Origin of the sequence: Lentzea sp. NPDC006480, from assembly GCF_040611995.1 — a bacterium.
In the GTDB taxonomy this organism is placed as follows: domain Bacteria; phylum Actinomycetota; class Actinomycetes; order Mycobacteriales; family Pseudonocardiaceae; genus Lentzea.
The window spans coordinates 52,633-76,441 of sequence record NZ_JBEXPJ010000005.1; the positions used below are offsets into that span (position 1 = coordinate 52,633).

Consider the following 23,809-nt stretch of genomic DNA (forward strand, 5'->3'; position numbering starts at 1 on the left):
CTGCTAAATTACCAAGCAATCGCTTGGTTCGGAAGGCGGCGCGATGGGAATCTCCAGCAGCCACACCGAAAACGGCATCATCGAGGTCACGATCGACTATCCCCCGGTCAACGCCATCCCGTCGCAGGGCTGGTTCGAGCTGGCCAGGACGATCACCACAGCCGGTGAGGACCCGGAAGCGCGAGTGGTGATCCTGAGGGCCGAGAACCGCGGGTTCTGCGCGGGCGTCGACCTCAAGGAGATGCAGCGCACGGAAGGCCATGCGGCGCTCATCGCCGCGAACCGGGGGTGCGCCAAGGCTTTCGCGGCCGTGTACGACTGCGAGGTGCCGGTCATCGCCGCGGTCAACGGCTTCTGCCTCGGCGGCGGCGTAGGGCTGGTCGGCAACGCGGACATCATCGTCGCCTCGGACGACGCCACGTTCGGACTGCCCGAGGTCGACCGCGGCGCGCTCGGTGCCGCAACGCACCTGGCCAGGCTCGTCCCGCAGCACCTGATGCGGACCTTGTACTACACGGCCAGGAACGTCAGCGCGCACACCCTGCACCACCACGGCAGCGTCGTCGAGGTGACCACGCGCGCCCAGCTCGACGACGCGGCGCGCGAGATCGCCAAGGAGATCGCCAAGAAGGACCCGACCGTGATCCGCGCCGCCAAGGAGGCGATCAACGGCATCGACCCGCAGCGCGTGCACCACAGCTACCGCTTCGAGCAGGGCTTCACCTTCGAGCTCAACCTCACCGGTGTGTCGGACCACGCCCGGCAGGCCTTCCTGGACGGAAACCATGCGCGACAAGCGAATGACAGCTGACGAGGCCGTCAGCACCATCAAGGACGGCATGACCGTCGGCATCGGCGGCTGGGGCTCGCGGCGCAAGCCGATGGCCCTGGTCGAAGCCATCCTCAGGACCGACGTCGAAGACCTCACCGTCGTCACGTACGGCGGCCCGGACGCCGGGTTGTTGTGCGCGGCGGGCAAGATCCGCAAGCTCGTCTACGGCTTCGTCTCGCTCGACACCATCCCGTACGACCCGTGGTTCAAACGGGCCAGGGAAACCGGCGCGATCGAGGTGCTGGAACTCGACGAAGGCATGTTCCAGACCGGGCTCCGCGCAGCCGGACACCGCCTGCCGTTCCTCCCGATCAGGGCAGGGCTCGGCTCGGACGTCCTCAAGTACGCGCCAGAGCTCAAGACCGTCCGCTCCCCCTACGACGACGGCGAAGAGCTCGTCGCCATGCCCGCGCTCAAGCTCGACGTCGCGCTGGTGCACCTCAACCGAGCCGACAAGCACGGAAACGCCCAGTACCTCGGCCCGGACCCGTACTTCGACGACCTGTTCTGCCTGGCCGCGGACCGCCGCTACGTCTCCTGCGAACAGATCGTGGACAGCTTCGAGGGACCACCGCAAACCCTGCTGCTCAACCGGATGATGGTCGACGGCGTGATCGAAGCACCAGGTGGAGCCGGGTTCACGAGCTGCGTGCCCGACTACCCGCGCGATGAAGCCAAACAACGCGAGTACGCCGAAGCCGCCGCTGAAGGGAGGCTACCGGCATGAGCGACATCACCAGGGCCGAGATCTGCGTGACCGCGTGTGCCGACCTGTTCGTCGGCGCGGGTGAGACGCTCGCCAGCCCGATGGGTCTCATCCCGTCCCTGGGCGCGAAACTGGCCAGGCTCACCACCGAACCAGACCTGCTGCTCTCCGACGGCGAAGCCTTCCTCCTCACCCCTGAGTCCACTGTGGAGGGATGGCTCCCGTACCGCAGGGTGTTCGACGTCGTCGCGCACGGCCGCAGGCACGTCGTGATGGGCGCGAACCAGGTGGACAGGTTCGGCAACCAGAACATCTCCGCGATCGGCGACCACGCCAAGCCCACCCGCCAGCTGCTGGGCTTCCGCGGCGCACCCGGCAACACCATCAACCACCGCACCAGCTACTGGGTCCCCAGGCACAGCCCCAGAGTGCTGGTCAACGCCGTCGACGTCGTCTCCGGCGTCGGCTACGACCACGCCGTCGGCCCGTTCCACGACATCCACCGGGTCATCACCAACCTGGCGGTCCTCGACTTCGACACCCCGGACCACTCGATGCGCCTCGTCTCCACCCATCCCGGCGTGTCCGTGGACGAGGTCCAGAAGCAGACGTCGTTCCCGCTCAACACGGACGACGTCACCGAGACCAGGCTCCCGACCGACGAGGAGCTCAAGCTCATCAGAACACTGCTCGACCCGGACGCCAAGCGGGACAGGGAAGTCCCGTCATGAGAACCGCGTTCACCGAGCTGGTCGGCGTCAGGCACCCGATCGTGCAGACGGGCATGGGCTGGGTAGCCGGGCCAAGACTCGTCTCCGCGACGGCGGAAGCCGGCGGCCTGGGCATCCTCGCCTCGGCGACGATGACCTACGCCGAACTGGAAGCCGCCATCAAGGAGACCCGCGCTCGCACGTCCAACCCGTTCGGCGTGAACCTCAGGGCCGACGCCCAGGACGCTCCGGAACGCGTCGACCTGCTCATCCGCGAACAGGTCAAGGTCGCTTCCTTCGCCCTGGCCCCGAAACCGGACATGATCGCCAAGCTGAACGACGCCGGAGTCGTGGTCATCCCGTCGATCGGTGCCGCCAGGCACGCCGAGAAAGTCGCCAGGTGGGGCGCCCACGCGGTGATCGTGCAAGGCGGGGAGGGCGGTGGCCACACCGGCGGCGTGGCCACCACTCTGCTGCTGCCGAGCGTGCTGGACGCCGTCGACATCCCGGTGATCGCGGCCGGCGGTTTCTTCGACGGCAGAGGCCTGGCCGCGGCACTGGCGTACGGCGCGGCCGGAATCGCGATGGGCACGAGGTTCCTGCTCACCCAGGAGAGCACGGTCCCGGACGCCGTCAAACAGGCCTACCTGCAACGCGACCTCAACGGCACGGTCGTCACCACGAGGGTCGACGGCCTGCCGCACCGAGTCCTGCGCACCGACCTCGTCGACCACCTCGAAAGATCAGGCAAGGTCAGCAGCCTCGCCAGGGCGATCACGAACGCCGCCAAGTTCCGCCGGCACACCGGCTTGAGCTGGCGAACCATGATCAAAGAGGGCTTGGCCGTGAAGCACGGCAAGGACCTCACCTGGTCCCAGGTGATCATGGCCGCGAACACCCCGATGCTGCTGCGCGCGGGACTGGTCGAAGGCAGGACCGACGCGGGCGTGCTCGCCTCCGGTCAGGTCGCAGGCCTGCTCGACGACCTGCCCACGTGCGAAGAGCTCGTCCAAAGCATCATCGAGGAAGCCGAGACCATCATCGACAGGCTCAGAGACGTTCGATGATCGTCACGTTCGCCTGACCGCCGCCCTCGCACATCGTCTGCAGCCCGTACCGGCCACCCGACCGCTCCAGCTCGTGCAGCATCGTCGTGAACAGCTTCGTCCCGGTGGCACCGATCGGATGGCCCAACGCGAGCGCTCCCCCGTTGACGTTCACGCGTCCGAGATCGATCTTCAGCTCCTTGGCCCACGCCATCGGCACGGACGCGAACGCCTCGTTGATCTCGAACAGGTCGATGTCCGAAATGGACATCCCGGCCCGGTCCAGCGCGTACCGGGTCGCCCGGATCGGGGCCGTCAGCATGTAGATCGGGTCGGATCCGCGCGCCGAGATGTGATGCACCCGAGCCCGCGGCGTCAACCGGTGCTCACGCACAGCCTGTTCCGACACCACCAGAACCGCCGACGCACCATCGGAGATCTGCGACGACAACGCCGCCGTGGTCCGCCCGCCAGGACGCAACGGTTGCAGCGCTGCCATCTTCTCCGCACTGGTGTCGGAACGCGGGCACTCGTCGTGCACCACCCCGTCCACCGGCGCGATCTCCCGGTCGAACCGCCCCTCCTTGATCGCGGTGATCGCCCGCAGATGGCTCTGCAGCGCGAACTCCTCCATCTCACGGCGAGACAGGTCCCACCGCACCGCGATCAGGTCGGCCGCGCGGAACTGGTTGACCTCCTCGTCGCCGTACCGGTGCTGCCAGCCCTCGCAGCCTTCGAAGGGGCTCCCTGCTTGTGACATGGCCGTCATGGCCGACCCGATCGGCACCTGCGACATGTTCTGCACGCCACCGGCGACGATCACGTCCGCCGTCCCGCTCATCACCGCCTGCGCCGCGAAGTGCAACGCCTGCTGGCTCGACCCGCACTGCCGGTCGACCGTCACCCCCGGCACCTGCTCCGGGAACCCGGCAGCCAGCCACGAAGTCCGCGCGATGTCACCGGCCTGCGGCCCGACGGTGTCCACGCAGCCGAAGATCACGTCGTCCACGTCCGTCGGGTCGACGTCCACGCGGTTGAGCAGCGCGGTGATCACGTGCGCGCCCAGATCGGCCGGGTGCTTGTGGCTCAGCTCGCCGCCACGCCGTCCCGCCGGGGTCCGCACAGCCTCGATGATGTACGCCTCGGCCACGAGGGCCCTCCTTCATTGCGTCTTCGAGTTCTTCCGGCGACCCGTGGCGATGCCGTCGAGCAAGATCGCGAGATATTGGTCGGCGATCGTCTGGGCGGACAGGCCACCTTCCGGCCGGTACCACCGCACGGCCACCCACACCGTGTCGCGGATGAACCGGTAGGCGAGGTCGACGTCGAGATCCGCGCGGAACACGCCCGCGCCCATGCCGTCCTCCAGCAGCACCGTCCACAGCTTGCGGAACTCCACGTTGCGGTCCTCGATGTAGGAGAACCGCGGCAGCGGCATCAGGTGCTTCGACTCGTTCTGGTAGATCGCGACCTCGGCGTGCCGCGCGTCGATCGCCTCGAACGACGCCACGACCAGGGCCTTCAGCGTCTGCTTCGGTTCGAGGCCGGCGTCGACGATCTCCCGGTACGACGCGAACAGCTCGTCCAGGAACGTCCGCAGGATCTCGTCCACCATCGACTCCTTCGAGTCGAAGTGGTGGTAGAGGCTGCCGGACAGGATGCCCGCCGCGTCCGCGATGTCCCTGACCGTGGTCTGCCCGTAGCCACGTTCCGCGAACATGCGTGCCGCGAGCCCCAGCAGCTCCTGTCGCCTGCTACTCATCATTTTGGTAGCCCACCGGTCGTTCCTTCCTCATGGGTGCTGACTGCTCACCGAGACGACCTCGCCCGTGAGGTAGGACGAGTAGTCGCTGGCGAGGAACACGATCACATTCGCGACCTCCCAGGGCTCGGCGGCGCGCCCGAAAGCCTCCCGGGACGCCAGTTCGGTCAGCAACTCCTCACTGGTGACCTTGGCGAGGAACGGGTGCGCCGCCAAGCTGGGCGCGACCGCGTTCACCCGGATGCCGTGCTCGGCCACGTCCATCGCGGCGCAGCGCGTCAACGCCATGACTCCGGCTTTCGCTGCCGCGTAATGGGCTTGACCCTTCTGGGCGCGCCAGCCGATCACACTGGAGTTGTTAACGACGACACCGCTTCGTTGGGCGACCATTTGGCGTAGTGCGGCCCTGGTGCAGCGGAAGGTGCCGTTGAGCGTGACGTCGAGGACTTTCGCCCACTCGTCGTCGGCCATGTCGAGCACCGACCTCTCGCCGCCGAGACCCGCGTTGTTGACCATCACGTCGATGCGGCCGAACCGCTCGACCGTGCCATCGACCAGCGCCTGGACCTGCTCCTCGTTGGTGACGTCGCACGGGATCGCGTGCGCGGTGCCGAGTGCCTCGTGGGTCTCCTTCAACCGGCGCTCGTGCCAGTCGGAGATGATCACGGTCGCGCCTTCTTCGAGGCAGCGTTTCGCGGTCGCCGAGCCGATGCCCGTGCCCGCCGCGGCCGTCACGACGACGACCTTGTCCTTGAGCAGGTTGTTGTTCATCGCGGCAGCCCCAGGATTCGATGGGAGATGATCTCGCGCTGGATCTCGTCCGAACCGCCGTAGATCGTCTCCGCGCGGCTGAACAGGAACATGCGCTGCCACTCGTTGCCGTCGAGCATCGACTCGGGGCCGAGCGACTCCATCGCGAGCTCGCCGAGCCTGCGGTGCCAGCCGCCCCAGAACAGCTTCAGCACGGACGCCTCCGGGCCGGGGTCGTCGTTCATGGTCCTGAGCGTGTGCGAGCGCATGACGTGCAGCTCCAGCCACGCCCTGGTGAGCTTCTCCCGCATCTCCTCCGGCGCTGACGCCATGATCGCGTCGAGCTGGCGGCGGAAGCTCACCTGGTGGCCGAGCATCGCGGTGCCGCGTTCGAAGCCGAGCGTGGCCATGGCGATCTTCCAGCCTTCGCCAGGTCGGCCCACGATGTTCTCCGCGGCCGTGACAGCGCCGTCGAAGAACACCTCGTTGAACTCCGAGGTGCCGGTGAGCTGGCGGATCGGCCGGACCTCGATGCCCGCCTGGTTCATCGGCACGAGCAGGTACGAGAGGCCGTGGTGGCGTTGCGAACCCGGTTCGGTGCGGCACAGCACGAAGATCCAGTCCGAGTAGTGCGCGTTCGACGTCCAGATCTTCTGGCCGTCGATCACCCACTGCTCATCGACGAGGGTGGCCTTCGTCTGCACGTTCGCCAGATCGGAACCCGCGTTCGGTTCCGAGTAGCCCTGACACCACAACTCGTCGAGGCTTTTGATCTTCGGCAGGAAGCGTTCTTTCTGCGACGGCGTGCCGAACGCGATGAGCGTCGGGCCGAGCAGTCCCTCGCCGACGATGTCGACCTTCGCGGGAGCGTCGGCCTCCGCGTACTCCTCGTGGAAGACGACCTGCTCCTCCACACTGCGCTCACCGGGCCAGCCGAGGCACGTCCACCCGCTCCTGGCGAGGTGCCGGTGCCAGCGCAGCCGTCCCTCGAACGCCTCGTGCTCGCGACCGGGTCCACCCAGGCCGCGCAGCTCAGCGAACTCACCGACGAGGTTGGCGGACAACCATTCCCGCACCTCGCGCCGGAAGGACTCCATGGGCCATACTCTAACCTACCAAGCACTTGCTTTGGAGGACGTCACAGTGAGCGATCCAAGCAGGCAAACGGTTTCAGCCGCGCTCGACCGAGCAGCTGCTTCGTACATCGACGCGGAAGCGTTGGTGGACGGGGAAGTCAGGCTCACCTATCCCGCGCTGCGCGCCTCCGTGCACGAGGTCGCGCGCGCTCTCGTCGGAATGGGTGTGCGGCCCGGCGATCGGGTCGCGTTGTGCGCGCCCAACTCGGCTGACTGGGTGATCGCCGCGCTCGGGGCTCTTCGTGCCGGGGCGGCTCTCGTCCCGATCAACACCCGGTTCACCGCCACCGAGACCTTGGACGTGGTGCACCGCAGTGCCGCGCGGGCCTTGATCGTGGCAGGCGAGTTCCTGGGGCGGGATCGGCTCGCCGAGCTGCGGGCGTTGTCCGCGGATCTGCCCGAAGTGCTGGTGCGACTACCGATCACGTGGTCCGCGCCGGACGTGGATCTGCCCGAGACGTCTCCGGATCAGCTGTGCGACGTCATGTACACGTCGGGGACGACCGGGCGCAGCAAGGGGGCGATGAGTGCGCATCGGCAGTCACTCGGCGTGGCTGCGGCCTGGGGTGCTTGTGGTGAGCTGACTTCCGCCGACCGGTACCTGATCGTCAACCCGTTCTTCCACACCTTCGGTTACAAGGCCGGGATCCTGGCCTGCCTGCTCACCGGGGCGACGATCGTGCCGCAGCCGGTGTTCGACGTGGTCGAGACGATGCGGCTGATCGAACGGGAACGGATCACCGTGCTGCCCGGGCCGCCGACGATCTTCCAGACCCTGCTCGACCACCCGGAGCGCGGCTCGTTCGACCTGTCCAGCCTGCGGCTCGCGGTCACCGGTGCCGCTGTCGTGCCCGTGGCGCTGATCGAGAGGATGCGCTCGGAGCTCTCGCTGACCGTGCTCACCGCGTACGGGCTGACCGAGGCCGTCGTCGCGACCATGTGCCGTCCTGGCGACTCACCGGAGACGGTCGCGCACACGTGCGGGGCACCCATGGCCGGCTTCGAGCTGCGGCTGGGTGAGCAGGACGAGGTGTTGCTGCGCGGGCCGAACGTGATGCTCGGCTATCTCGACGATCCCGAGGCGACCGCGGCAGCGGTTGACGCCGACGGCTGGCTGCACACCGGCGATGTCGGGAAGATCGACGAGCGCGGGTATCTCTCGATCACCGACCGGCTCAAGGACATGTACATCTGCGGCGGGTTCAACGTGTATCCGGCGGAGATCGAGCAGGTGCTGGCCCGGCTGCCCGGCGTTGCGGAGTCGGCCGTGGTGGGGCTGGCGGACGCGCGGCTCGGCGAGGTCGGCGTGGCGCACGTCGTGACGTCTGCCGGGTTCGAACTGACCGAGGCCCAGGTCATCGAGTTCTGCCGGGAGCGGCTGGCGAACTACAAGGTGCCGCGCGTGGTCGAGTTCGTGCCCGCGCTCCCCCGCAACGCCATGGGCAAGGTCCTCAAAACCCAACTGCGCAAGGAGAACGCGTGACAGTGGAGTATGAGCGGCGGGACGCGGTCGCCGTCGTGACCATGAACCGCCCCGAGTACCGCAACGCGCAGAACTCGGCGATGACCTACGCGTTGGACGAGGCTTTCACCCGCGCGGTCAACGACGCCGAGGTCAAGGTGATCGTGCTGGCCGGCGCCGGCGACCACTTCTCGGCGGGCCACGACATCGGCTCACCCGGCCGGGACGTCGACGTGTCGTTCGAGCGCAAGGCCGTGCTGTGGTGGGACCACGTGGGCCGCGAGGGCGGTGATCTCCGGTTCGCCCGCGAGATGGAGGTCTACCTCGGCATGTGCCGGCGGTGGCGGGAGATCCCGAAGCCGATGATCGCGATGGTGCAGGGCGCGTGCGTGGCCGGCGGCCTGATGCTCGCCTGGGTGTGCGACCTGATCGTGGCCGCCGAGGACGCGTTCTTCGCGGATCCCGTGGTGCGCATGGGGATTCCGGGGGTCGAGTACTTCGCGCACCCGTGGGTGCTCGGGCCGCGCGCCGCCAAGGAGGTGCTGTTCACCGGCGACCGGTTCTCCGCTCAGCGCGCCTACGAGTGGGGCATGGTTTCGCGCGTCGTGCCGCGTACGTCCCTTGAGGACGAGACCTTCCAGCTCGCTTCGCGGATTTCCGCGATGCCGCAGTTCGGGCTGGCGCTGGCGAAGAAGGCGGTCAACCAGTCCGAGGACCTGATGGGCATGCGGGCCGGGATGGACTCGGTGTTCGGGTTGCATCACCTGGCCCACGCGCACAACGCCGAGGTCAGCCCGGACGCGCTGGCGGGGATGGACGCCCGGTCGATGAAGAAGGCCTCCAGCTGATGGATCTCTCCCTCGACTCCGCCACGCTGGACTTCCAGGCCGAGCTGCGGTCGTGGCTGGCTGCACACGTGCGGCCCTTGTCCTCGATGGACACAGCTCTGGGCTTTGAGGAACACCGCTCGTGGGAACGGCTGCTGGCTTCCGAGCGCTTGTCGGTCGTTTCGTGGCCCGAGGAGTTCGGCGGCCGCGACCTGGGGTTGTTGCAGTGGCTGATCTTCGAGGAGGAGTACCACGCCGCCGGGGCGCCCGGCCGCGTGTCGCAGAACGGGATCTTCCTGCTGGCACCGACGTTGTTCGCGCACGGCACCGACGAGCAGCGTGCTCGGATCCTGCCGTCGATGGCGCGCGGCGACGAGGTGTGGGCGCAGGCGTGGTCCGAGCCCGAGGCCGGGTCCGACCTGGCTTCCTTGCGCAGCACCGCAGTCCGGACCGACGGTGGCTGGCTGCTGCGCGGGCAGAAGACCTGGAGCTCGCGGGCGGCGTTCGCGGATCGGGCGTTCGGGCTGTTCCGGACCTCGCCCGAGGGACGTCACCGCGGCCTGACCTACCTGATGTTCGACCTGCGGGCTGACGGGGTGACCGTCCGGCCGATCGCCCAGCTCGACGGCGAGCCGGGGTTCGCCGAGATCTTCCTGGACGACGTGTTCGTGCCGGACCGCGATGTCATCGGCGACGTCGGCGACGGCTGGCGGGTCGCGATGAGCACCGCGGGCAACGAGCGCGGGTTGTCGTTGCGCAGTCCCGGCCGGTTCGTCGCGGCTGCCGGGCGGTTGGTAGAGCTGTACCGCAAGAATCCTGATCCGGCGTTGCGTGATCGCGTGGTCGACGCGTGGATCGGGGCCCAGGCGTATCGGCTGCACACCTTCGGAGCGTTGGGGAACCCGCCCACCGGACCGGCCGCCAGTGTCACCAAGGTGTTCTGGTCGGAACTGGACGTGGAGTTGCACGAGACGGCGATGGACCTGCTGGGTGAGGTCGCGCCGGGGTGGCGGGACGGGTGGCTGTTCTCGTTGGCCGGGCCGATCTACGCGGGTACCAACGAGATTCAGCGCAACGTGATCGCCGAACGGATCCTGGGGCTGCCACGATGATGTTCACGTTGTCCGAGGAGCAGACCGACCTCGCCGCGGTGCTGCACGGGTTCCTCGCTTCGGGGAAGCGGGACCTGGCCGAGCTCGGCGTGGACGAGGTGACCGACCCGGTCGACCTGGTCGTGGTGTTCGAGGAGCTGGGACATCACGCGGTCGCAGGTCCGCTGATCGAGTCACTGGCGGTCCTGCCCGCCCTCGGTGTTGGTCCTGGCTCGGTGGCGTTCCCGCCTCATGTCCCGCACGCCGTCAAAGCCGACCGCTACTTCCTCGTCGAAGCCGGCACGCTCCACGAAGCCTCCCCCGTCGCCGAGCTGTCCTCCGTGGACCCGGCTCGCACGCTCGTCGAACTGACCGCCGGCGCGGTCATCGCCACCGACGTGCCTGCGCGCGCCTTCGACCTCGGCGTCCTCACCTGCTCGGCCCAGCTCCTCGGCCTGGGCCGCGCCATGCTCGAAATGACCACCGCCCACGTCAAGGCACGTACTCAGTTCGGCCAGCCCATCGGCCAGTTCCAAGCCGTCAAGCACCACCTCGCGAACGTCCTCATCGGACTCGAACTCGCGCGTCCGCTGGTGTTCGGCGCGGCGGTCACCATGACCCGACGCGACGTCTCGGCGGCCAAGGTCGCCACCTCCGACGCTGCCTGGCAAGCTGCCCGCACCGCCCTGCAGGTCCACGGCGCGATCGGCTACACCGCCGAGCACGAGCTGAGCCGGTTCCTGCTGCGGACCCGAGCCCTGCGCACCGCGTGGGGCAGCCCGTCGATGCACCGAGCGCGCGTGCTGGAGGCGTTGTGACACCGGAACAGGAGGCGCTCCGCGACGCCGTCCGCGGCCTGCTCGCCAAGCACTCGGACGTCCGCGCGGCCATCGAGACCCCGCACGGCTACGACAAGGCGTTGTGGGCCAGGCTGTGCGACATCGGCGTGCTCCCGATCCCCGAGGAGCACGGCGGATCCGGGGCGACCCGAGCGGAAACCCGGGTGGCGCTGGAAGAACTCGGCCGCACCCTCACCCCGTCGCCGCTGCTCGGCTCGATGATCGCGGCCCAAGCACTCCTGACCACCACCGGCAACGGCATCCTCCTGCGCCGCATCGCCGAGGGAGCCATCGCGACGGTCGCCTGGGACCACACCGAGATCACGTCGACGGACGCGTTCGACTACCCCGAGGTCAACGCTCGCAGCGACTACCTCGATGGCACCGCGCGCTACGTCCTCGACGGCGACCTCGCCGAGATCCTCCTGGTCAGCGACGGCCGCTCGCTCTACGAGGTCGACCTGGCCGGCGTCACCCGCGAACACACCCCGACCGTGGACCAGACCCGCCGCCTGGCCACGATCCACTTCGCCAAGACCCCCGCCACCCGCCTGGGCCCGTGGAAGCCGGAGATCCAGGACATCGCCCTGGCCGCCCTCGCCGCGGAACAGGTCGGCGCGGCACAGCGAGCCCTCGAACTCACCGTCGAGTACACCAAGACGCGTGTCCAGTTCGGACGGCCGCTCGCGTCGTTCCAGGCGTTGAAGCACCGCATGGCCGACATGCACGTGCTCGTCGAGACGGCCCGCTCAGCCGCCCGGGCCGCCAACGACGAGGTGTCCGCGGCGGTCGCGAAGGTCTACTGCTCGGAGGCGTTCCTCAAGGTCGCGTCCGAGATGGTCCAGCTGCACGGCGGCATCGCGATCACCTGGGAGCACGACGCCCACCTGTACTTCAAGCGCGCCCACGGCAGCAGTCAGCTGTTCGGGAGTCCGGCAGATCACATCAAGCGCCTCACCCGTTCCGCCCAACTGTGATCATTTTCGTGCTTACACTCCCGGCCCGTGGACGAACGCATCTTGGACCCGGACGGCGCGCGTGAGCGTTTGGCGGCGTGGAAAGGCCGGATAGACAAGCTGGCCGCCGACACCAAGTCCATGAGCGAACAGCTGCGGGGACTGCGGATCACGGCGCACGATCCGGCCGGCATGGCCGAGGTCGCGATCGACTCGACCGGCACGATGGTGAGCCTGAAGCTCACCGACCGGATCGGGAAGGCGACCCCCGACACCGTGGCCGCGACGATCATGGCCACGCTCAACACCGCGCGCAGGCAGCTCGCGGAGCGGTCGAAGGAGATCGTCGCCGACACCGTGGGCACCGAGTCCGCGGCCGCCAAGGCCATTGTGGACAGCGTCAGCCGCAACCTGGGCACGGCCGAACCCGAGCCCGTGCGCAACGACGACCGGACCGACCGCACCTACACCGAGGAGCGGTGGTGAGCGGGTTCAACGTCGAGGCCGAGCAGCTGCGGTCGCACGCGGGCAACATCGACGCGCTCAAGCAGCGGCTCGCGAAGGTCAAGGCCGCCAGCGCGCACATCACCGGTGACGACCAGGCCTACGGGCTGCTGTGCGGATGGATCTCCGGGGTGCTGGAGAGCCGGCACACCGAGGTCGACGACGTGATCGCGCAGGTCGACACGAACCTGGAGCTGGTCGCGAAGGAGCTTCGAGCCAGCGCCGAGACGTACGAGGTGGCCGACGGTGACAACGCCGACCGCATCACCGCGGCCGGAGGTGACGCATGAGCGACCTGATTGCTCCGGTCCAGTCGTCCCGCGAGGCGTGGACGGGTTCCAGCCTCGCGGACGGCGTCGAGGGCCTGGTCGACGCGATCAAGAGCGAAGGCTGGGTCGACGACCTGCTCGCGGGTGCGTCGCTGGGAGTCGACGTCGCGGCGAGCGTGCTGGACCCGTTCAGCGCGCTGCTCTCGAACGGCCTCGGCTGGGCGATGGAGTACTTCGATCCGTTGCGGGAGATGCTCGACGAGCTGACCGGCGCGCCGGACGTCGTCAGGTCGCACGCCGCGACGTGGAACAACATGGCCACCGAGCTGCACGACATGTCCGCCGACCTGCGCGCGGACCTGGAGAGCGACCTGGTCGGCTGGGAGGGCGACGCCGCGGAGGCCTACCAGCGGCTGATGGGCAACAACGTGGAGGCGATCGGTGGCCTGGCCGCGATCTCGGCGGCGATGGCGGCCGCGACGGAGGGTGCGGGCGGCCTGGTGGAGATGACCCGCGAGGTCGTCCGCGACCTGATCGCGGACCTGGTCGCCAGGGTGATCGTGTGGGCGGTGGAGGCGATCTTCGTCGTCACGATCCCGGTGATCGCGGCCCAGATCACCGCCGCGGTGGTCAAGTGGGCGGCGCGCATCATCGGCTACACCACCGCGTTGATCTCCAGCCTGACCAACCTCACCAAGCTGCTGAACGGATAGGGCCCGATGACCGGCAAGGCCAAGAACCCAGGCCCTGGAAAGAAACCTGCGCAGACGCACGGGCACATCAACGCGGGCGCGGGCCTGTCGAGCGCGACGAAGGCCGCCAAGCAGGCGGCGACAGCGGGCCAGCCGGGCGGTGGCGGCAAGCCGGGCACTCCGGCGGGCAAGGGCAACAACAAGCCGCCGAAGAAGCCGCTGCCGCCGAAGCCCACCTCGGACCCGAAGCCCGAGGACATCCACCACAGCGAAGCGTCCAAGAAGCACATCATCCACGGCGACGGCGGCAAGCAGGGCGGCCACATCGCGGGCACCGGCTTCTCCGGCAAGACGGAGTTCCCGCCGAGCTGGAAAGAACCGAAGATCCTCGACGCCGCGTACCAGGTCACCCAGCAGGGACCGCCGGTGTCCGGGCCGAAGCCCACGAAGGACGCCAACGGCGACCCCGCCTGGGCCTACAACTACGAGGGCGTGGTCGACGGCGTGATGATCCGCACGACGGTGCTGTCGACCGGCGAGATCCGCACGGCGTTCCCGCCCGACTCGACCAACCCCGGCGTGATCCTCAACCCGCCCGCGCCCAACCCGGCGCCGGACGGCGTGCCGCAGAGCACCCCGCCGCGCTACAGCCACCCGGACGTCGGCGGTGACAAGAGCTGGACCTGGGAAGGCCCGAAGGGTGATCGGGTCATCCGGATAGTCCAGGACGAACACGGTAACGTCACCAAAACCGACCTCGGCCCGCACAAGAAGAAGTGACTCTCATGGATGTGAAGACCTACGCCACGGTCACGGACCTGTGCGCGCGGCTCGCCGGCCGGTTGGAGGACGACACCCTGCGGTCGGTGCGCGAGGACTACTTCGGCGGAGAACCCGCGCAGGCCGAGGGCACTCTGCTGCTCTCCATGGCGTACGAGAACATCGGCATCACGGCCGAGGAACGCGCGCTCATCGCGTCCACTTTGGATGATCCGGACAGCGACGACCTCGCCGCGGTGCCGGGCATCGACGAGGTGCCGCCGGTCGCGTACCGCTTCACCGCCCAGGCACCTGCCGACGCCCCGGACCCGGGCAAGGCCGACATCGTGCTGACCGCCGACGCCGCACGACACGGCGGCCGCCGGTTGCGCCGGGTCTGGCGCGAGCCGCTCGAAGGCGCACCGGACACCGCGAAGTGGGTGTACGTGCTGCAGGTCGCCGAGGGCGCGAACCTGCTCGGCGCGTTCGCCGGTCTCTCCGGACGGTTGTGGGTCGTGCTGAAGGAGAAGTGGCCGATCGAGGTCGTGGTCGAGGGCAAGCCGCTACCGCCCTACCAGGCCGCCGCCGTCACCGTCGCGCCGCAGATCTGGAGCGTTTAGCACGCGCTGGAACGAGGGACACTCCAGGTGGGACGGTGCCGGGCAGGCTGCCGCGTGCCGCAGGTCGTCCCGCATGGACGCGAGCCTGCGGATGGTCGCGTCCAGCTCATCGGCCTTCGCCGCGAGCATCGCGCGGTTCGGGCTGGGGCGGCCGTCCGGGGCGAACATCAGCAGGATCTCGTCCAGCGAGAACCCCGCTGACCGGCAGACCGCGATCAACGCCAGCTGTTCGAGCACGGTGGTCTCGAAGACACGGGCGAGGCCGCGGCGGCGAACGCAGCTGATCAGGCCGCGTTCCTCGTAGTAGCGCAGGGTCGAGGCCGGCACGCCCGAGCGGCGCACGACCTCTCCGATGCCGATTTCGACATTGTCCACGACACTTGACCTCAAGCCGACTTGAAGCAGGACGGTGGGAGCATGACAGCAGAGGTCAACAGCGAACAGGCCGAGTGGTGGAACGCCGCGGGTGAGGGCTGGGCGAACGCGCAGGACATCGTGGACCTGGTGCTCCGGCCGTTCGAGGAGCTGCTCGCCGCCAAGGCGCTGGAGCGGCCGCGGGACCGGGTGCTCGACGTCGGATGCGGCACGGGCGCGGTGACCAGGGCGATCGCGGACGCGCTCGGCGACGGTCCGGAGTGCGTCGGGCTCGACATCTCGCGGACGATGATCGCCGGCGCCGCCCAGCGCGGCAAAGTCCGGTTCGTGGTCGGCGACGCGCAGGTGCACCCGTTCGACGAGACGTTCGACCTGGTCGTGTCGCGGTTCGGGGTCATGTTCTTCGACGATCCCGTGGCCGCGTTCCGCAACCTGCTGCGCGCCACCACGCCCGGCGGTGAGCTGTGCTTCATCACCTGGCGGTCGGCGCGGGAGAACTCGTTCATGACGACCGCGCAGAAGGCCTCCGCGCCGTTCCTGCCGGACGCACCGCCGCCGGACCCCGACGGGCCGGGGCCGTTCTCGCTCGCCGACGCCGACAGGACGCGCGAACTCTTCGAGCAGAGCGGCTGGAGCGGGGTCGTCATCGAGCCGGTGGACCGCGTTTGCACGATGCCCGAGGAGCTGCTCGTGCCATACGTCAGCAACCTCGGGCCGATCTCCCGGGCGCTCAGGGCGGCATCCGAGGCCGACCGGCCGCGGATCATCTCCGAGGTCCGCGGCGCGTTCGACGAGTTCGTGCACGGTGACGAGGTGCGGATTCCGGCCGCCTGCTGGCAGATCACGGCCTCAGTGCCATTCTGACTGGCGTTGCCAGGTCAGCAGGTTGTCGAGAACCTCGCCCGACCAGCCACGCGGGTCCAGTTCGGCGTGCGAGGCGTAACGGCCGCGGTAGAACAGCAACGGCTGCGCGTCCCGTGTCGGCCCGAGCTCCACGACCGAGCCGATGATCATGCGGTGGTCGCCGGCCTCGTGCACCGCCGACACCTGACAGTCGACCCAGGTCAGGGCTCCGTCGAGCACAGGAGAACCGGTGCTCGACGGCGCCCACGCCACGCTGGCGAACTTGTCCTCGCCCGCGCGTCCGAACACAGCGGAGACCTCTTTCTGGTCTTCCGCCAGCACGTTCACGCAGAAGGAGCCGCTCGACGCCATCGCCGCCCAGCTGCGCGAAGTCCGTTGTGGACAGAACAGCACCAGCGGCGGGTCGAGTGACAGCGCCGCGAAGGCCTGGCAGGCGAATCCGACCGGGCCGTCCGCGGACATGCCGGTCACCACGGTCACTCCGGTGCAGAAGTGACCGAGTACGGAACGGTAGCGGGCCGCTACTTCTGACTGCACCAATTCTGGCTGCATCACTTCTGGTGGCCAACGCTGAAGTCGTGTCCCCACAGGCTCACCGCCGTGCTCTCGCGTGCGATCCAGTCCTCATCGGACACCTGCCGTCCCTCGCAGCCGAACTCGACGTCGAACCCGCCGGGTGTCTTCATGTAGAACGACAACATGAGGTCGTTGACGTGCCGGCCGAGCGTCGCCGACATCGGCACCTTCCTGCGTAGGGCCCGGTCCAGCGTCAGGCCCACGTCGTCGGTGTTCTCGACCTCGACCATCAGGTGCACGATCCCGCTCGGCGTCGGCATCGGCAGGAACGCGAGGCTGTGGTGGCGCGGGTTGCAGCCGAAGAACCGCAGCCACGCCGGTGGCCCGTCGGCCGGACGCCCGACGAACTGGGGAGGCAGCCGCATCGAGTCGCGCAGCCGGAAACCCAGCACGTCCCGGTAGAAGTGCAGCGCGGCCTCGTCGTCCGAAGTGGACAGCACCACGTGACCGAGGCCCTGCTCCTCGGTCACGAAGCGGTGGCCGTATGGAGAGACCACCCGCCGGTGTTCCAGCGCCGCGCCGTGGAACACCTCGAGCGTGTTGCCGGACGGGTCCTCGAACCTGATCAGCCCGTTCACCCGCCGCTCGGCCAGGTCCTCCGCGGTGCCCTCGGTGTAGGACACCCCGGCCGAGGCCAGCCGTTTCGCCACTTCCTCCAGCTCGGCCTCGGTCGCGGCCTCCCAGCCAGAGGCCTGCAACCGGTCCTTCTCCCCCGGCACGATCACCAGCCGCGCCGGGAAGTCGTCCATCCGCAGGTAGAGAGCGCCTTCGGTGGAACCCCTGCCCTCGACCATGCCGAGGACCTTCAGCCCGAACTCGCGCCACCGCGCCATGTCGGTGGCCTCGATCCGGAGATAACCCAGCGAGCGGATCCCCATCACGCCTCCGTCAGGAAGTCGGTAGCGAGCCTGTTGAACTCGTCGAACTTCTCCAGCTGTGCCCAGTGCCCGCACCCGCCGAACACGTGCAGCTGCGCCCGCGGAATGAGCTTCATCGCCAGCAACGCGCCGTCCAACGGATTCACGCGGTCCTCGCGACCCCACACGAGCAGAACCCGTTGGCGCAGCTTGTAAGCCTCACGCCAGAGCATCCCCTGCTCGAAGTCCGGCCCGGCGAACGACTTGCCCAAAGCCGCCATGGCCCGCAACGACTCCGGCTGTCTCGCCGCCTCGAACCGCTCGTCGATCAGCTCCTCGGTGACCAGCGACTGGTCGAACACCATGATCCGCAGGAACTCCTCGATCTTCTCGCGCGTCGGCGTCCTGGCGAAGGCGCTGAGCTTGCGCACGCCCTCGGTCGGATCCGGCGAGAACACGTTGAGGGACAACCCGCCCGGCCCCATCAGCACGAGCCTGCCCGCTCGTTTGCCGTGGTCCAGCGCGAACCGGACCGCGGTGCCGCCTCCGAGCGAGTTGCCCAGGATGTGCGCCTGCTCGACGCCCAGTTCGTCGAGCAGGTCTTTCAACGCCCTGGCCGCGAAGGTGAAGTACTGGTCGTGCTCCGCGGGTTTGTCCGACTGGCCGTAACCGGGCAGGTCGACGGCCAGCACGCGGAACGACTTCGCGAACACCGGGATGTTCGCGCGGAAGTTGCTCATCGCCGACGCGCCGGGCCCGCCGCCGTGCAGCAGGACCAGCGTCTCGGAGTGGTCCGTTCCGGCTTCGTGGTAGTGCAACCGAACCTTCACAGCACTCCCTCACCACAACCCGTCGCGGACCTGGATGCCGAGCTCGTTCTTGCCGTACAGCACGAGCACGCGCTCCGGGTCGTTGGCCGCGTGCACACGTGCGGCGTGCGCGTCGCGCCAGAACCGGGGCAACGGCAGGCCCTGGTTGATCGCCTTCCCGCCCGCGCTCTCGAACAGCCGGTCGATCGCGGAGATGGCCCGCGCACTGCCCAGCACCTGGTCACGCCGGGCCCGCAACCGCAGGTCGACCGGGATCTTCGTGCCCGCGACGGCGTGCTCCCACTCGTCGTTGACGTCCTTCTCCAGCTGCCACCACGCGGTGTCGATGTCGTTGGCCGCAGTGGCGATCCGGACCTGTGCGAACGGGTCCTCGACCGCCTTCTCGCCCAGGTACGCGGCCCGGACGCGCTCGCGGGTCGCGCCGACGTGGATGTCGTACGCCCCAACGGCCATGCCGATCATCGGCGCGGTGATCGCGTACGGGTGGATCGTCCCGTACGGCATGCGGAACAACGGCCCTGGGTTCACGTCCTGGCCGGGGCAGATGCACCGCGCGGTGTGCATCATGCTCAACGCGCGGTGTTCCGGCACGAACACGTCCTCGACCACGATGTCGTTGCTGCCCGTGCCGCGCAGGCCGACCGTGTCCCACACGTCGTTGATCGTGTAGTCGGCGATCGGCAGCAGGAACGTGCGGAAGTCGACCGGCTTGCCCTCGTCGTTCATCACCAGCCCGCCGAGCAGCACCCACGTGGCGTGGTCGCAGCCGGACGAGAAGCTCCACTTGCCGCTGAACCGGAACCCGCCCTCGACCGGCGTCGCCCGGCCCGTCGGCGCGTACGACGAGGAGATCCGGGTGTCCTGGTCCTCGCCGAACACCTCTTCCTGGGCCTGCACGTCGAACAGCCCGACGTGCCACGGGTGCACGCCCAGCACCGACGCGACCCAGCCGGTCGACCCGCACGCGCTCGCGATCAGCTTGACCGCGGTGTAGAAGTCCAGCGGATGCGACTCGAAGCCGCCGTACCGCACGGGTTGCAGCATCCGGAAGAACCCGGTCTCCTGCAACGCCTTCACCGACTCCGGCGGCACCTTGCGCAGCTCTTCCGCCTCCGCCGCGCGTTCCCGCAGGCTGGGCAGCAGCTCCCGCACCTTGCCGAGGATTTCCTCGCTCATCGGACTTTCTCCCTGCTCAGCTCCAGTGCGATGTCGATCAGCTGGTCCTCTTGCCCGCCGACGAGCTTGCGTTCGCCCGCGCGGACGAGGATCTGCGCGCCGGACACGCCATAGCGTTGTGCCTGCGTGTACGCGTGTTTGAGGAAGCTGGAGTAGACGCCCGCGTACCCCATCATCAGCGCCATCCGGTCGAGCAGGCACTCCTCGGGCATGACGGGCCGGACGACGTCCTCGGCCGCGTCCACGATCTTGAAGAAGTCGACGCCGGTGGAGAACCCGAGCTTGTCGCACACGCCGACGAACGCTTCCAACGGCGTGTTTCCCGCGCCGGCACCGAATCCGCGCACGCTGCCGTCGATCTGCTGCGCACCCGCTCGTGCCGCGGCAACGGAGTTCGCGACGCTCAAGCCGAGGTTCTCGTGGCCGTGGAACCCGACCTGCGCGTCGTCACCCAGCTCGGCGACCAGCGCTTCGACCCGTTCGGAAACCTGTTCCAGCACCAGGGCTCCGGCCGAGTCGACCACGTAGACGCACTGACAGCCCGCGTCGGCCATGATCCGCGCCTGCTTCGCCAACGCCTCGGGCGGCTGCGAGTGGGCCATCATCAGGAACCCGACGGTCTCCAGCCCGCGCTCCCGCGCCAACTGGAAGTGCTGCACGGACACGTCGGCTTCGGTGCAGTGCGTGGCGATCCGGACGATCGAAGCGCCGTTGTCCTGCGAGATCAGGATGTCGTCCTTCACGCCGACGCCCGGCAGCATCAGCACGGCGATCTTGGCCTGCCGGGCCGTCTCGACCGCGACCTTGATCAGCTCCTGCTCGGGCGTGTGGCTGAAGCCGTAGTTGAACGACGACCCGCCAAGGCCATCGCCGTGCGTCACCTCGATCACCGGCACCCCGGCGCCGTCGAGAGCCGCCACGATCGAGCGCACGTCGTCGGCCGTGAACTGATGGCGCTTGTGATGCGAGCCGTCACGCAGTGACGTGTCGGTCAACCGCAGAACTGGACGCTGCTGCACGGGCGATCTCCTCCCCCACCTTGGTCGCGGCGGCCGTCATGATGTCGAGGTTCCCGGCGTACTCGGGCAGGAAGTCGCCCGCTCCCGCGACCTCCACGAAGATCGCCACCCGGCCGGCGTCGTACTGCGGTTCGCGCAGCAACCGGAATCCCGGCACGTACGAACGGATGTCGGTCTCCATGCGGGCGATCGAGTCCGTGATCGGGTCCGGATCGGCGTCCTCGGGAATCGCGCAGAAGATCGTGTCGCGCATGATCATCGGCGGGCTCGCCGGGTTCAGCACGATGATCGCCTTACCGCGCGCAGCTCCGCCGATCGCCTCGATGCCGTGGCTCGTCGTGCGGGTGAACTCGTCGATGTTGGCCCGCGTCCCCGGTCCCGCGGAGACGCTTGCCACGCTCGCGACGATCTCCGCGTACGACACCGGAACCACGCGGGAAACCGCGTGCACCATGGGAATCGTGGCCTGACCGCCGCACGTGATCAGGTTGATGTTGGGCGCGTCCTGGTGCTCGCCGAGGTTCACCGGGGGCACCACGTACGGGCCGACCGCGGCCGGTGTCAGGTCGATCGCCCGGATCCCCGCCTCCGCGTAACGCGGCGCGTTGGCCCGGTGCACCGCCGCGGACGTCGCCTCGAAGACGATGTCCGGCAGCTCGTCCTGACGCAGCAACCACTCCGCGCCGTCGACCGACACCTCCAGGCCCAGCGACGCCGCGCGCCTGAGCCCCTCGCTGGCCGGGTCGATGCCCACCATCCAGCGCGGCTCCAGCACTTCGGAGCGCAGGAGCTTGTAGAGCAGGTCGGTGCCGATGTTGCCGGACCCGACGATGGCCGCCTTCACCCAGTCACCTCACTCGAATTTCAGGTCTACAGAACCAAGTCCGGCGAACTCGGCGTGGAACTCGTCTCCCGGCCGCGCGTCGATCGCCCGCGTGCACGACCCCGGCAGCACGATGTCCCCGGCCAGCAACCGGACGCCGAAGGAAGCCACCTTCTCCGCCAGCCACGCCACCGCGATCGCCGGATCACCCAGCACCGCGTCTCCACGTCCCTCGGCGACGACTTCACCGTTGCGCCGCAACGTCGCCGCCACCGAACATATGTCCAGTTCGGACGGATGAACGCGCTCGGTGCCCAGCACGAACCCGGCCGACGACGCGTTGTCCGCGATCGTGTCCTGCAAGCCGATCTTCCAGTCGGCGATCCGGCTGTCGATCAGCTCGATGGCCGGCGCCACGAACTCGGTGGCAGCCAGGACGTCCTCGACCGTGCAGCCTTCACCGGGCAGGTCCTGGGCGAGCACGAACGCGATCTCGACTTCGACGCGTGGATACAGGTAGGCCGAGGCATCAGCAGTTCCGGCCAGTTGCATGTCGTCGAGCAGGTGGCCGTAGTCCGGTTCGTCGACACCCATCATCTGCTGCATCGCCAACGACGACAGCCCGACCTTGTGGCCGATGACATCGCGGTTGCGGTGCCGGACGTTGAGCAGCTGGATCTCGTACGCGTCGACCACGTCGATCTCGGGGTACAGCTCGACCAGCGGCCTGATCGGCACGCGGTCCCGTTCCGCGACGCGCAGCAGCTGGGCGGCCGCTTCCCTGTTCTGGATCGTCAGCACCTGGCCTCCTTCACGACGTGCTGCCCGGCACGGCGGCCTGAAAAGACGCAGTCGGCGAGGGCGAGCCCGCTGACGTAGGACTCGGAGCAGACCCCGACGGCCGACCGTCCGGCCGCGTACAGCCCGGGAACCCCCTGCACCTGCCCGGTTTCCTCGTCGACGACGAGCCCGCCGAGCGTCAGCATCGGGCACGGGTAACCGAACCCGGCCCGCACACTCACGTTGATCAACGAATAGGGCGGCGTTCCGAACGGTTCGGGCGTGCCGATGCCGGCCTTGGCCGCGACCTCTTGCACTGTGGGCGCGGTGACCAGGCCGCGGTTCAGGAAGTACCGGACCTGCCACTTCTGGAACGACGCGGTCTGCGTCTTCACCTGAGCCCGGGCCACGCGCAGGATGTCGTCGTCGATCAGCAGCCACGCCTTGCCGCCGCGTTCGACGATCTCGCTCCCGATGGCCGCGCCGTACCGGGTCGGGTCAGCGAAACGCTGACCCTTGACGTCAACGAGCACCCCGCGTTGCAATGCGCTTGGTGGTGTCACGAACCGCCACACCGAGACCTTGTCCAGCCGCGCGGCCTTGCCACCAGCGGAGATGCCGAGCCGGATGCCACTCCCGTCATCACCGGGTGTGCCCAGCGCGAGACCACCACGGTGCGCCGGAGCGTTCTCGTGCACCATCTTGCGGTTCGCGATGAACCCACCCGCCGAGATGACGACACCCTGTCGTGCGGTGATGGTCTGCGAGCGGCCGAAGCGGCGTTCCAGCCACCCCGCCAGCCCGAACAGCCTCCTGCCGAGCGGCGGGTAGTAGAGCCACGGCTTGGCGCCGGCCCTGGTCAGCGCGCCATGGACAGCCCGCGGCAGCCCGGTGAGAGTGCGGCACCGCACGCCCGTCACGCGCCCATCGGTCGTGATCAGCTCTTGAGCACGGGTCTGCGGCATGACCTGCGCACCCGCACGTCGAGTCGCCTCGGCCAATCGAGCGAAGAAAGCCTTGCCGGACGTGCCCTTCGCCCTGGTGCGGTGCCCGCGCGGGGCCGGATTCGGCCAGGCGTCCTCACTGCCGGACTGGTACAGGTAGTAGTCGTCCGTCGGGTACGAGGTCTTGAACGGGCACAGGCTCGCGTCGAACGGCACTCCCTGATCCTCCAGCCAGGCCAGCATCTTGGCGCTGTCCTCGCAGAACCGCCGCAGCGTCGCCTCCGACACCGCGTCCCGGACCTCGTGCTTGAGGTAGGAGAACATCGCCTCGGGCGTGTCGGTGACCCCGGCCTCGACCTGCTGCCGTGTTCCGCCACCCGCGTAGACGACGCCACCCGAGAGAGCAGTCGCTCCACCGCCCGTGAACCGGTCCAGCACCACTACCAACGCACCAGCCGCCGCAGCCTCGATGGCGGCGCACGCGCCGGCAGCACCGAAACCGATGACGACCACGTCCGCGGTGACGTCCACGACCAGCCTCCCGGAACGTGTTCTCGGTGAGTCGACTTGCCTGGAACTCCTACACCATAGCGCCAAAGCGCCC

The 23,809-nt window shown here is 68.6% G+C and carries 28 protein-coding genes; 15 read left to right on the forward strand and 13 right to left on the reverse strand.

Annotated elements, in window-relative coordinates:
- The first annotated feature begins 43 nt into the window (after window positions 1–43).
- From ABZX92_RS03585 to ABZX92_RS03600, 4 genes are read left to right on the forward strand one after another with little or no spacing between them, the layout of a single operon-like run.
- A complete protein-coding gene (locus tag ABZX92_RS03585) occupies window positions 44–811 on the forward strand; it encodes an enoyl-CoA hydratase family protein (protein ID WP_355553441.1) in 768 nt (255 codons plus the stop codon).
- Window positions 786–1,559: a CoA-transferase gene (locus ABZX92_RS03590; protein WP_355553444.1), complete on the forward strand. Its 774-nt coding sequence runs from the start codon at window positions 786–788 to the stop codon at window positions 1,557–1,559. Before ABZX92_RS03585 ends, ABZX92_RS03590 begins: the two co-directional genes overlap by 26 nt.
- Window positions 1,556–2,269, forward strand: coding sequence for a CoA-transferase (locus tag ABZX92_RS03595; RefSeq protein WP_355553447.1), 714 nt, complete (start codon window positions 1,556–1,558; stop codon window positions 2,267–2,269). The genes ABZX92_RS03590 and ABZX92_RS03595 overlap by 4 nt, the downstream gene beginning before the upstream one ends.
- On the forward strand, window positions 2,266–3,315 hold the full coding sequence (locus ABZX92_RS03600) for a nitronate monooxygenase (protein ID WP_355553450.1): 1,050 nt from the start codon (window positions 2,266–2,268) through the stop codon (window positions 3,313–3,315). The genes ABZX92_RS03595 and ABZX92_RS03600 overlap by 4 nt, the downstream gene beginning before the upstream one ends.
- On the opposite strand, the gene ABZX92_RS03605 is transcribed toward ABZX92_RS03600, so the two are convergent.
- The 4 genes from ABZX92_RS03605 to ABZX92_RS03620 are packed head-to-tail and all read right to left on the reverse strand — an operon-like array spanning window position 3,299 to window position 6,903.
- Complete coding sequence (locus tag ABZX92_RS03605) at window positions 3,299–4,444, reverse strand: acetyl-CoA C-acetyltransferase (RefSeq protein ID WP_355553453.1); 1,146 nt, start codon at window positions 4,442–4,444, stop codon at window positions 3,299–3,301. The two genes, ABZX92_RS03600 and ABZX92_RS03605, sit on opposite strands and share 17 nt — an antisense overlap.
- 12 nt (window positions 4,445–4,456) lie before the next feature.
- A complete protein-coding gene (locus tag ABZX92_RS03610; RefSeq protein WP_355553456.1) occupies window positions 4,457–5,056 on the reverse strand; it encodes a TetR/AcrR family transcriptional regulator in 600 nt (199 codons plus the stop codon).
- A gap of 30 nt (window positions 5,057–5,086) precedes the next feature.
- Window positions 5,087–5,827, reverse strand: a complete 741-nt coding sequence (locus ABZX92_RS03615; RefSeq protein ID WP_355553459.1) for an SDR family oxidoreductase — start codon at window positions 5,825–5,827, stop codon at window positions 5,087–5,089.
- Complete coding sequence (locus tag ABZX92_RS03620) at window positions 5,824–6,903, reverse strand: acyl-CoA dehydrogenase family protein (RefSeq protein WP_355553462.1); 1,080 nt, start codon at window positions 6,901–6,903, stop codon at window positions 5,824–5,826. Before ABZX92_RS03620 ends, ABZX92_RS03615 begins: the two co-directional genes overlap by 4 nt.
- Window positions 6,904–6,949: 46 nt before the next feature.
- Here ABZX92_RS03620 and ABZX92_RS03625 point away from each other — a divergent pair, with 46 nt between their 5' ends.
- The 10 genes from ABZX92_RS03625 to ABZX92_RS03670 are packed head-to-tail and all read left to right on the forward strand — an operon-like array spanning window position 6,950 to window position 14,961.
- Window positions 6,950–8,425, forward strand: coding sequence for a FadD3 family acyl-CoA ligase (locus ABZX92_RS03625; protein ID WP_355553465.1), 1,476 nt, complete (start codon window positions 6,950–6,952; stop codon window positions 8,423–8,425).
- Window positions 8,422–9,252: an enoyl-CoA hydratase gene (locus tag ABZX92_RS03630; protein ID WP_355553468.1), complete on the forward strand. Its 831-nt coding sequence runs from the start codon at window positions 8,422–8,424 to the stop codon at window positions 9,250–9,252. Before ABZX92_RS03625 ends, ABZX92_RS03630 begins: the two co-directional genes overlap by 4 nt.
- Window positions 9,252–10,343 carry an acyl-CoA dehydrogenase family protein gene (locus tag ABZX92_RS03635; RefSeq protein WP_355553471.1) on the forward strand — a complete coding sequence of 364 codons (1,092 nt, stop codon included), beginning with the start codon at window positions 9,252–9,254 and terminating at the stop codon, window positions 10,341–10,343. Before ABZX92_RS03630 ends, ABZX92_RS03635 begins: the two co-directional genes overlap by 1 nt.
- Window positions 10,340–11,140: an acyl-CoA dehydrogenase family protein gene (locus ABZX92_RS03640; RefSeq protein ID WP_355553474.1), complete on the forward strand. Its 801-nt coding sequence runs from the start codon at window positions 10,340–10,342 to the stop codon at window positions 11,138–11,140. Before ABZX92_RS03635 ends, ABZX92_RS03640 begins: the two co-directional genes overlap by 4 nt.
- Complete coding sequence (locus tag ABZX92_RS03645) at window positions 11,137–12,138, forward strand: acyl-CoA dehydrogenase family protein (protein ID WP_355553477.1); 1,002 nt, start codon at window positions 11,137–11,139, stop codon at window positions 12,136–12,138. The genes ABZX92_RS03640 and ABZX92_RS03645 overlap by 4 nt, the downstream gene beginning before the upstream one ends.
- A 27-nt stretch (window positions 12,139–12,165) precedes the next feature.
- Window positions 12,166–12,603 carry a YbaB/EbfC family nucleoid-associated protein gene (locus tag ABZX92_RS03650; RefSeq protein WP_355553480.1) on the forward strand — a complete coding sequence of 146 codons (438 nt, stop codon included), beginning with the start codon at window positions 12,166–12,168 and terminating at the stop codon, window positions 12,601–12,603.
- The gene (locus ABZX92_RS03655) at window positions 12,600–12,911 is read left to right on the forward strand and encodes a type VII secretion target (RefSeq protein WP_355553483.1); all 312 of its coding nucleotides are present in this window, start codon (window positions 12,600–12,602) and stop codon (window positions 12,909–12,911) included. The genes ABZX92_RS03650 and ABZX92_RS03655 overlap by 4 nt, the downstream gene beginning before the upstream one ends.
- Window positions 12,908–13,603, forward strand: coding sequence for a WXG100 family type VII secretion target (locus tag ABZX92_RS03660; protein WP_355553486.1), 696 nt, complete (start codon window positions 12,908–12,910; stop codon window positions 13,601–13,603). Before ABZX92_RS03655 ends, ABZX92_RS03660 begins: the two co-directional genes overlap by 4 nt.
- A gap of 6 nt (window positions 13,604–13,609) precedes the next feature.
- Complete coding sequence (locus tag ABZX92_RS03665; RefSeq protein WP_355553489.1) at window positions 13,610–14,362, forward strand: EndoU domain-containing protein; 753 nt, start codon at window positions 13,610–13,612, stop codon at window positions 14,360–14,362.
- Window positions 14,363–14,367: 5 nt separating this feature from the next.
- Window positions 14,368–14,961, forward strand: coding sequence for a hypothetical protein (locus ABZX92_RS03670; protein WP_355553492.1), 594 nt, complete (start codon window positions 14,368–14,370; stop codon window positions 14,959–14,961).
- Here ABZX92_RS03670 and ABZX92_RS03675 read toward each other — a convergent pair.
- Entirely contained in the window at window positions 14,905–15,336 is a 432-nt protein-coding gene (locus tag ABZX92_RS03675) for a helix-turn-helix domain-containing protein (protein ID WP_355553495.1), read from the reverse strand. The two genes, ABZX92_RS03670 and ABZX92_RS03675, sit on opposite strands and share 57 nt — an antisense overlap.
- Before the next feature lie 42 nt (window positions 15,337–15,378).
- Between ABZX92_RS03675 and ABZX92_RS03680 the strand changes: the two genes are divergently transcribed.
- Window positions 15,379–16,200 carry a class I SAM-dependent methyltransferase gene (locus tag ABZX92_RS03680; protein ID WP_355553498.1) on the forward strand — a complete coding sequence of 274 codons (822 nt, stop codon included), beginning with the start codon at window positions 15,379–15,381 and terminating at the stop codon, window positions 16,198–16,200.
- On the opposite strand, the gene hsaB is transcribed toward ABZX92_RS03680, so the two are convergent.
- Genes hsaB through ABZX92_RS03720 form a run of 8 tightly spaced genes read right to left on the reverse strand, consistent with a single transcriptional unit; the run spans window position 16,186 to window position 23,736 of the window.
- The gene (hsaB, locus tag ABZX92_RS03685; RefSeq protein WP_355553501.1) at window positions 16,186–16,752 is read right to left on the reverse strand and encodes a 3-hydroxy-9,10-secoandrosta-1,3,5(10)-triene-9,17-dione monooxygenase reductase subunit; all 567 of its coding nucleotides are present in this window, start codon (window positions 16,750–16,752) and stop codon (window positions 16,186–16,188) included. The genes ABZX92_RS03680 and hsaB overlap by 15 nt on opposite strands.
- The gene (gene hsaC / locus ABZX92_RS03690) at window positions 16,752–17,654 is read right to left on the reverse strand and encodes an iron-dependent extradiol dioxygenase HsaC (protein WP_355553504.1); all 903 of its coding nucleotides are present in this window, start codon (window positions 17,652–17,654) and stop codon (window positions 16,752–16,754) included. Before hsaC ends, hsaB begins: the two co-directional genes overlap by 1 nt.
- Window positions 17,654–18,463: a 4,5:9,10-diseco-3-hydroxy-5,9,17-trioxoandrosta-1(10),2-diene-4-oate hydrolase gene (hsaD, locus tag ABZX92_RS03695; protein ID WP_355553507.1), complete on the reverse strand. Its 810-nt coding sequence runs from the start codon at window positions 18,461–18,463 to the stop codon at window positions 17,654–17,656. The genes hsaC and hsaD overlap by 1 nt, the downstream gene beginning before the upstream one ends.
- A gap of 9 nt (window positions 18,464–18,472) precedes the next feature.
- On the reverse strand, window positions 18,473–19,639 hold the full coding sequence (gene hsaA, locus ABZX92_RS03700; protein ID WP_355553510.1) for a 3-hydroxy-9,10-secoandrosta-1,3,5(10)-triene-9,17-dione monooxygenase oxygenase subunit: 1,167 nt from the start codon (window positions 19,637–19,639) through the stop codon (window positions 18,473–18,475).
- A complete protein-coding gene (gene dmpG, locus ABZX92_RS03705; RefSeq protein WP_355553512.1) occupies window positions 19,636–20,658 on the reverse strand; it encodes a 4-hydroxy-2-oxovalerate aldolase in 1,023 nt (340 codons plus the stop codon). Before dmpG ends, hsaA begins: the two co-directional genes overlap by 4 nt.
- A complete protein-coding gene (locus tag ABZX92_RS03710) occupies window positions 20,612–21,502 on the reverse strand; it encodes an acetaldehyde dehydrogenase (acetylating) (RefSeq protein WP_355553515.1) in 891 nt (296 codons plus the stop codon). The genes dmpG and ABZX92_RS03710 overlap by 47 nt, the downstream gene beginning before the upstream one ends.
- A gap of 9 nt (window positions 21,503–21,511) precedes the next feature.
- Window positions 21,512–22,282 (reverse strand): 2-keto-4-pentenoate hydratase, encoded by a 771-nt coding sequence (locus ABZX92_RS03715; protein ID WP_355553518.1) that lies wholly within the window; start codon window positions 22,280–22,282, stop codon window positions 21,512–21,514.
- Complete coding sequence (locus ABZX92_RS03720; protein WP_355553521.1) at window positions 22,276–23,736, reverse strand: FAD-binding protein; 1,461 nt, start codon at window positions 23,734–23,736, stop codon at window positions 22,276–22,278. The genes ABZX92_RS03715 and ABZX92_RS03720 overlap by 7 nt, the downstream gene beginning before the upstream one ends.
- Window positions 23,737–23,809: the final 73 nt, after the last annotated feature.

Excerpts from the sequence above, each read along its gene's own strand:
- ABZX92_RS03585 (WP_355553441.1), top strand. The coding sequence starts at position 44 with ATGGGAATCTCCAGCAGCCACACCGAAAACGGCATCATCGAGGTCACG.
- ABZX92_RS03590 (WP_355553444.1), top strand. The coding sequence starts at position 786 with ATGCGCGACAAGCGAATGACAGCTGACGAGGCCGTCAGCACCATCAAG.
- ABZX92_RS03595 (WP_355553447.1), top strand. The coding sequence starts at position 1,556 with ATGAGCGACATCACCAGGGCCGAGATCTGCGTGACCGCGTGTGCCGAC.
- ABZX92_RS03600 (WP_355553450.1), top strand. The coding sequence starts at position 2,266 with ATGAGAACCGCGTTCACCGAGCTGGTCGGCGTCAGGCACCCGATCGTG.
- ABZX92_RS03610 (WP_355553456.1), bottom strand. The coding sequence starts at position 5,056 with ATGAGTAGCAGGCGACAGGAGCTGCTGGGGCTCGCGGCACGCATGTTC.
- ABZX92_RS03615 (WP_355553459.1), bottom strand. The coding sequence starts at position 5,827 with ATGAACAACAACCTGCTCAAGGACAAGGTCGTCGTCGTGACGGCCGCG.
- ABZX92_RS03620 (WP_355553462.1), bottom strand. The coding sequence starts at position 6,903 with ATGGAGTCCTTCCGGCGCGAGGTGCGGGAATGGTTGTCCGCCAACCTC.
- ABZX92_RS03635 (WP_355553471.1), top strand. The coding sequence starts at position 9,252 with ATGGATCTCTCCCTCGACTCCGCCACGCTGGACTTCCAGGCCGAGCTG.
- ABZX92_RS03640 (WP_355553474.1), top strand. The coding sequence starts at position 10,340 with ATGATGTTCACGTTGTCCGAGGAGCAGACCGACCTCGCCGCGGTGCTG.
- ABZX92_RS03660 (WP_355553486.1), top strand. The coding sequence starts at position 12,908 with ATGAGCGACCTGATTGCTCCGGTCCAGTCGTCCCGCGAGGCGTGGACG.
- ABZX92_RS03665 (WP_355553489.1), top strand. The coding sequence starts at position 13,610 with ATGACCGGCAAGGCCAAGAACCCAGGCCCTGGAAAGAAACCTGCGCAG.
- ABZX92_RS03670 (WP_355553492.1), top strand. The coding sequence starts at position 14,368 with ATGGATGTGAAGACCTACGCCACGGTCACGGACCTGTGCGCGCGGCTC.
- ABZX92_RS03680 (WP_355553498.1), top strand. The coding sequence starts at position 15,379 with ATGACAGCAGAGGTCAACAGCGAACAGGCCGAGTGGTGGAACGCCGCG.
- hsaB (WP_355553501.1), bottom strand. The coding sequence starts at position 16,752 with ATGCAGCCAGAATTGGTGCAGTCAGAAGTAGCGGCCCGCTACCGTTCC.
- hsaC (WP_355553504.1), bottom strand. The coding sequence starts at position 17,654 with ATGGGGATCCGCTCGCTGGGTTATCTCCGGATCGAGGCCACCGACATG.
- hsaA (WP_355553510.1), bottom strand. The coding sequence starts at position 19,639 with ATGAGCGAGGAAATCCTCGGCAAGGTGCGGGAGCTGCTGCCCAGCCTG.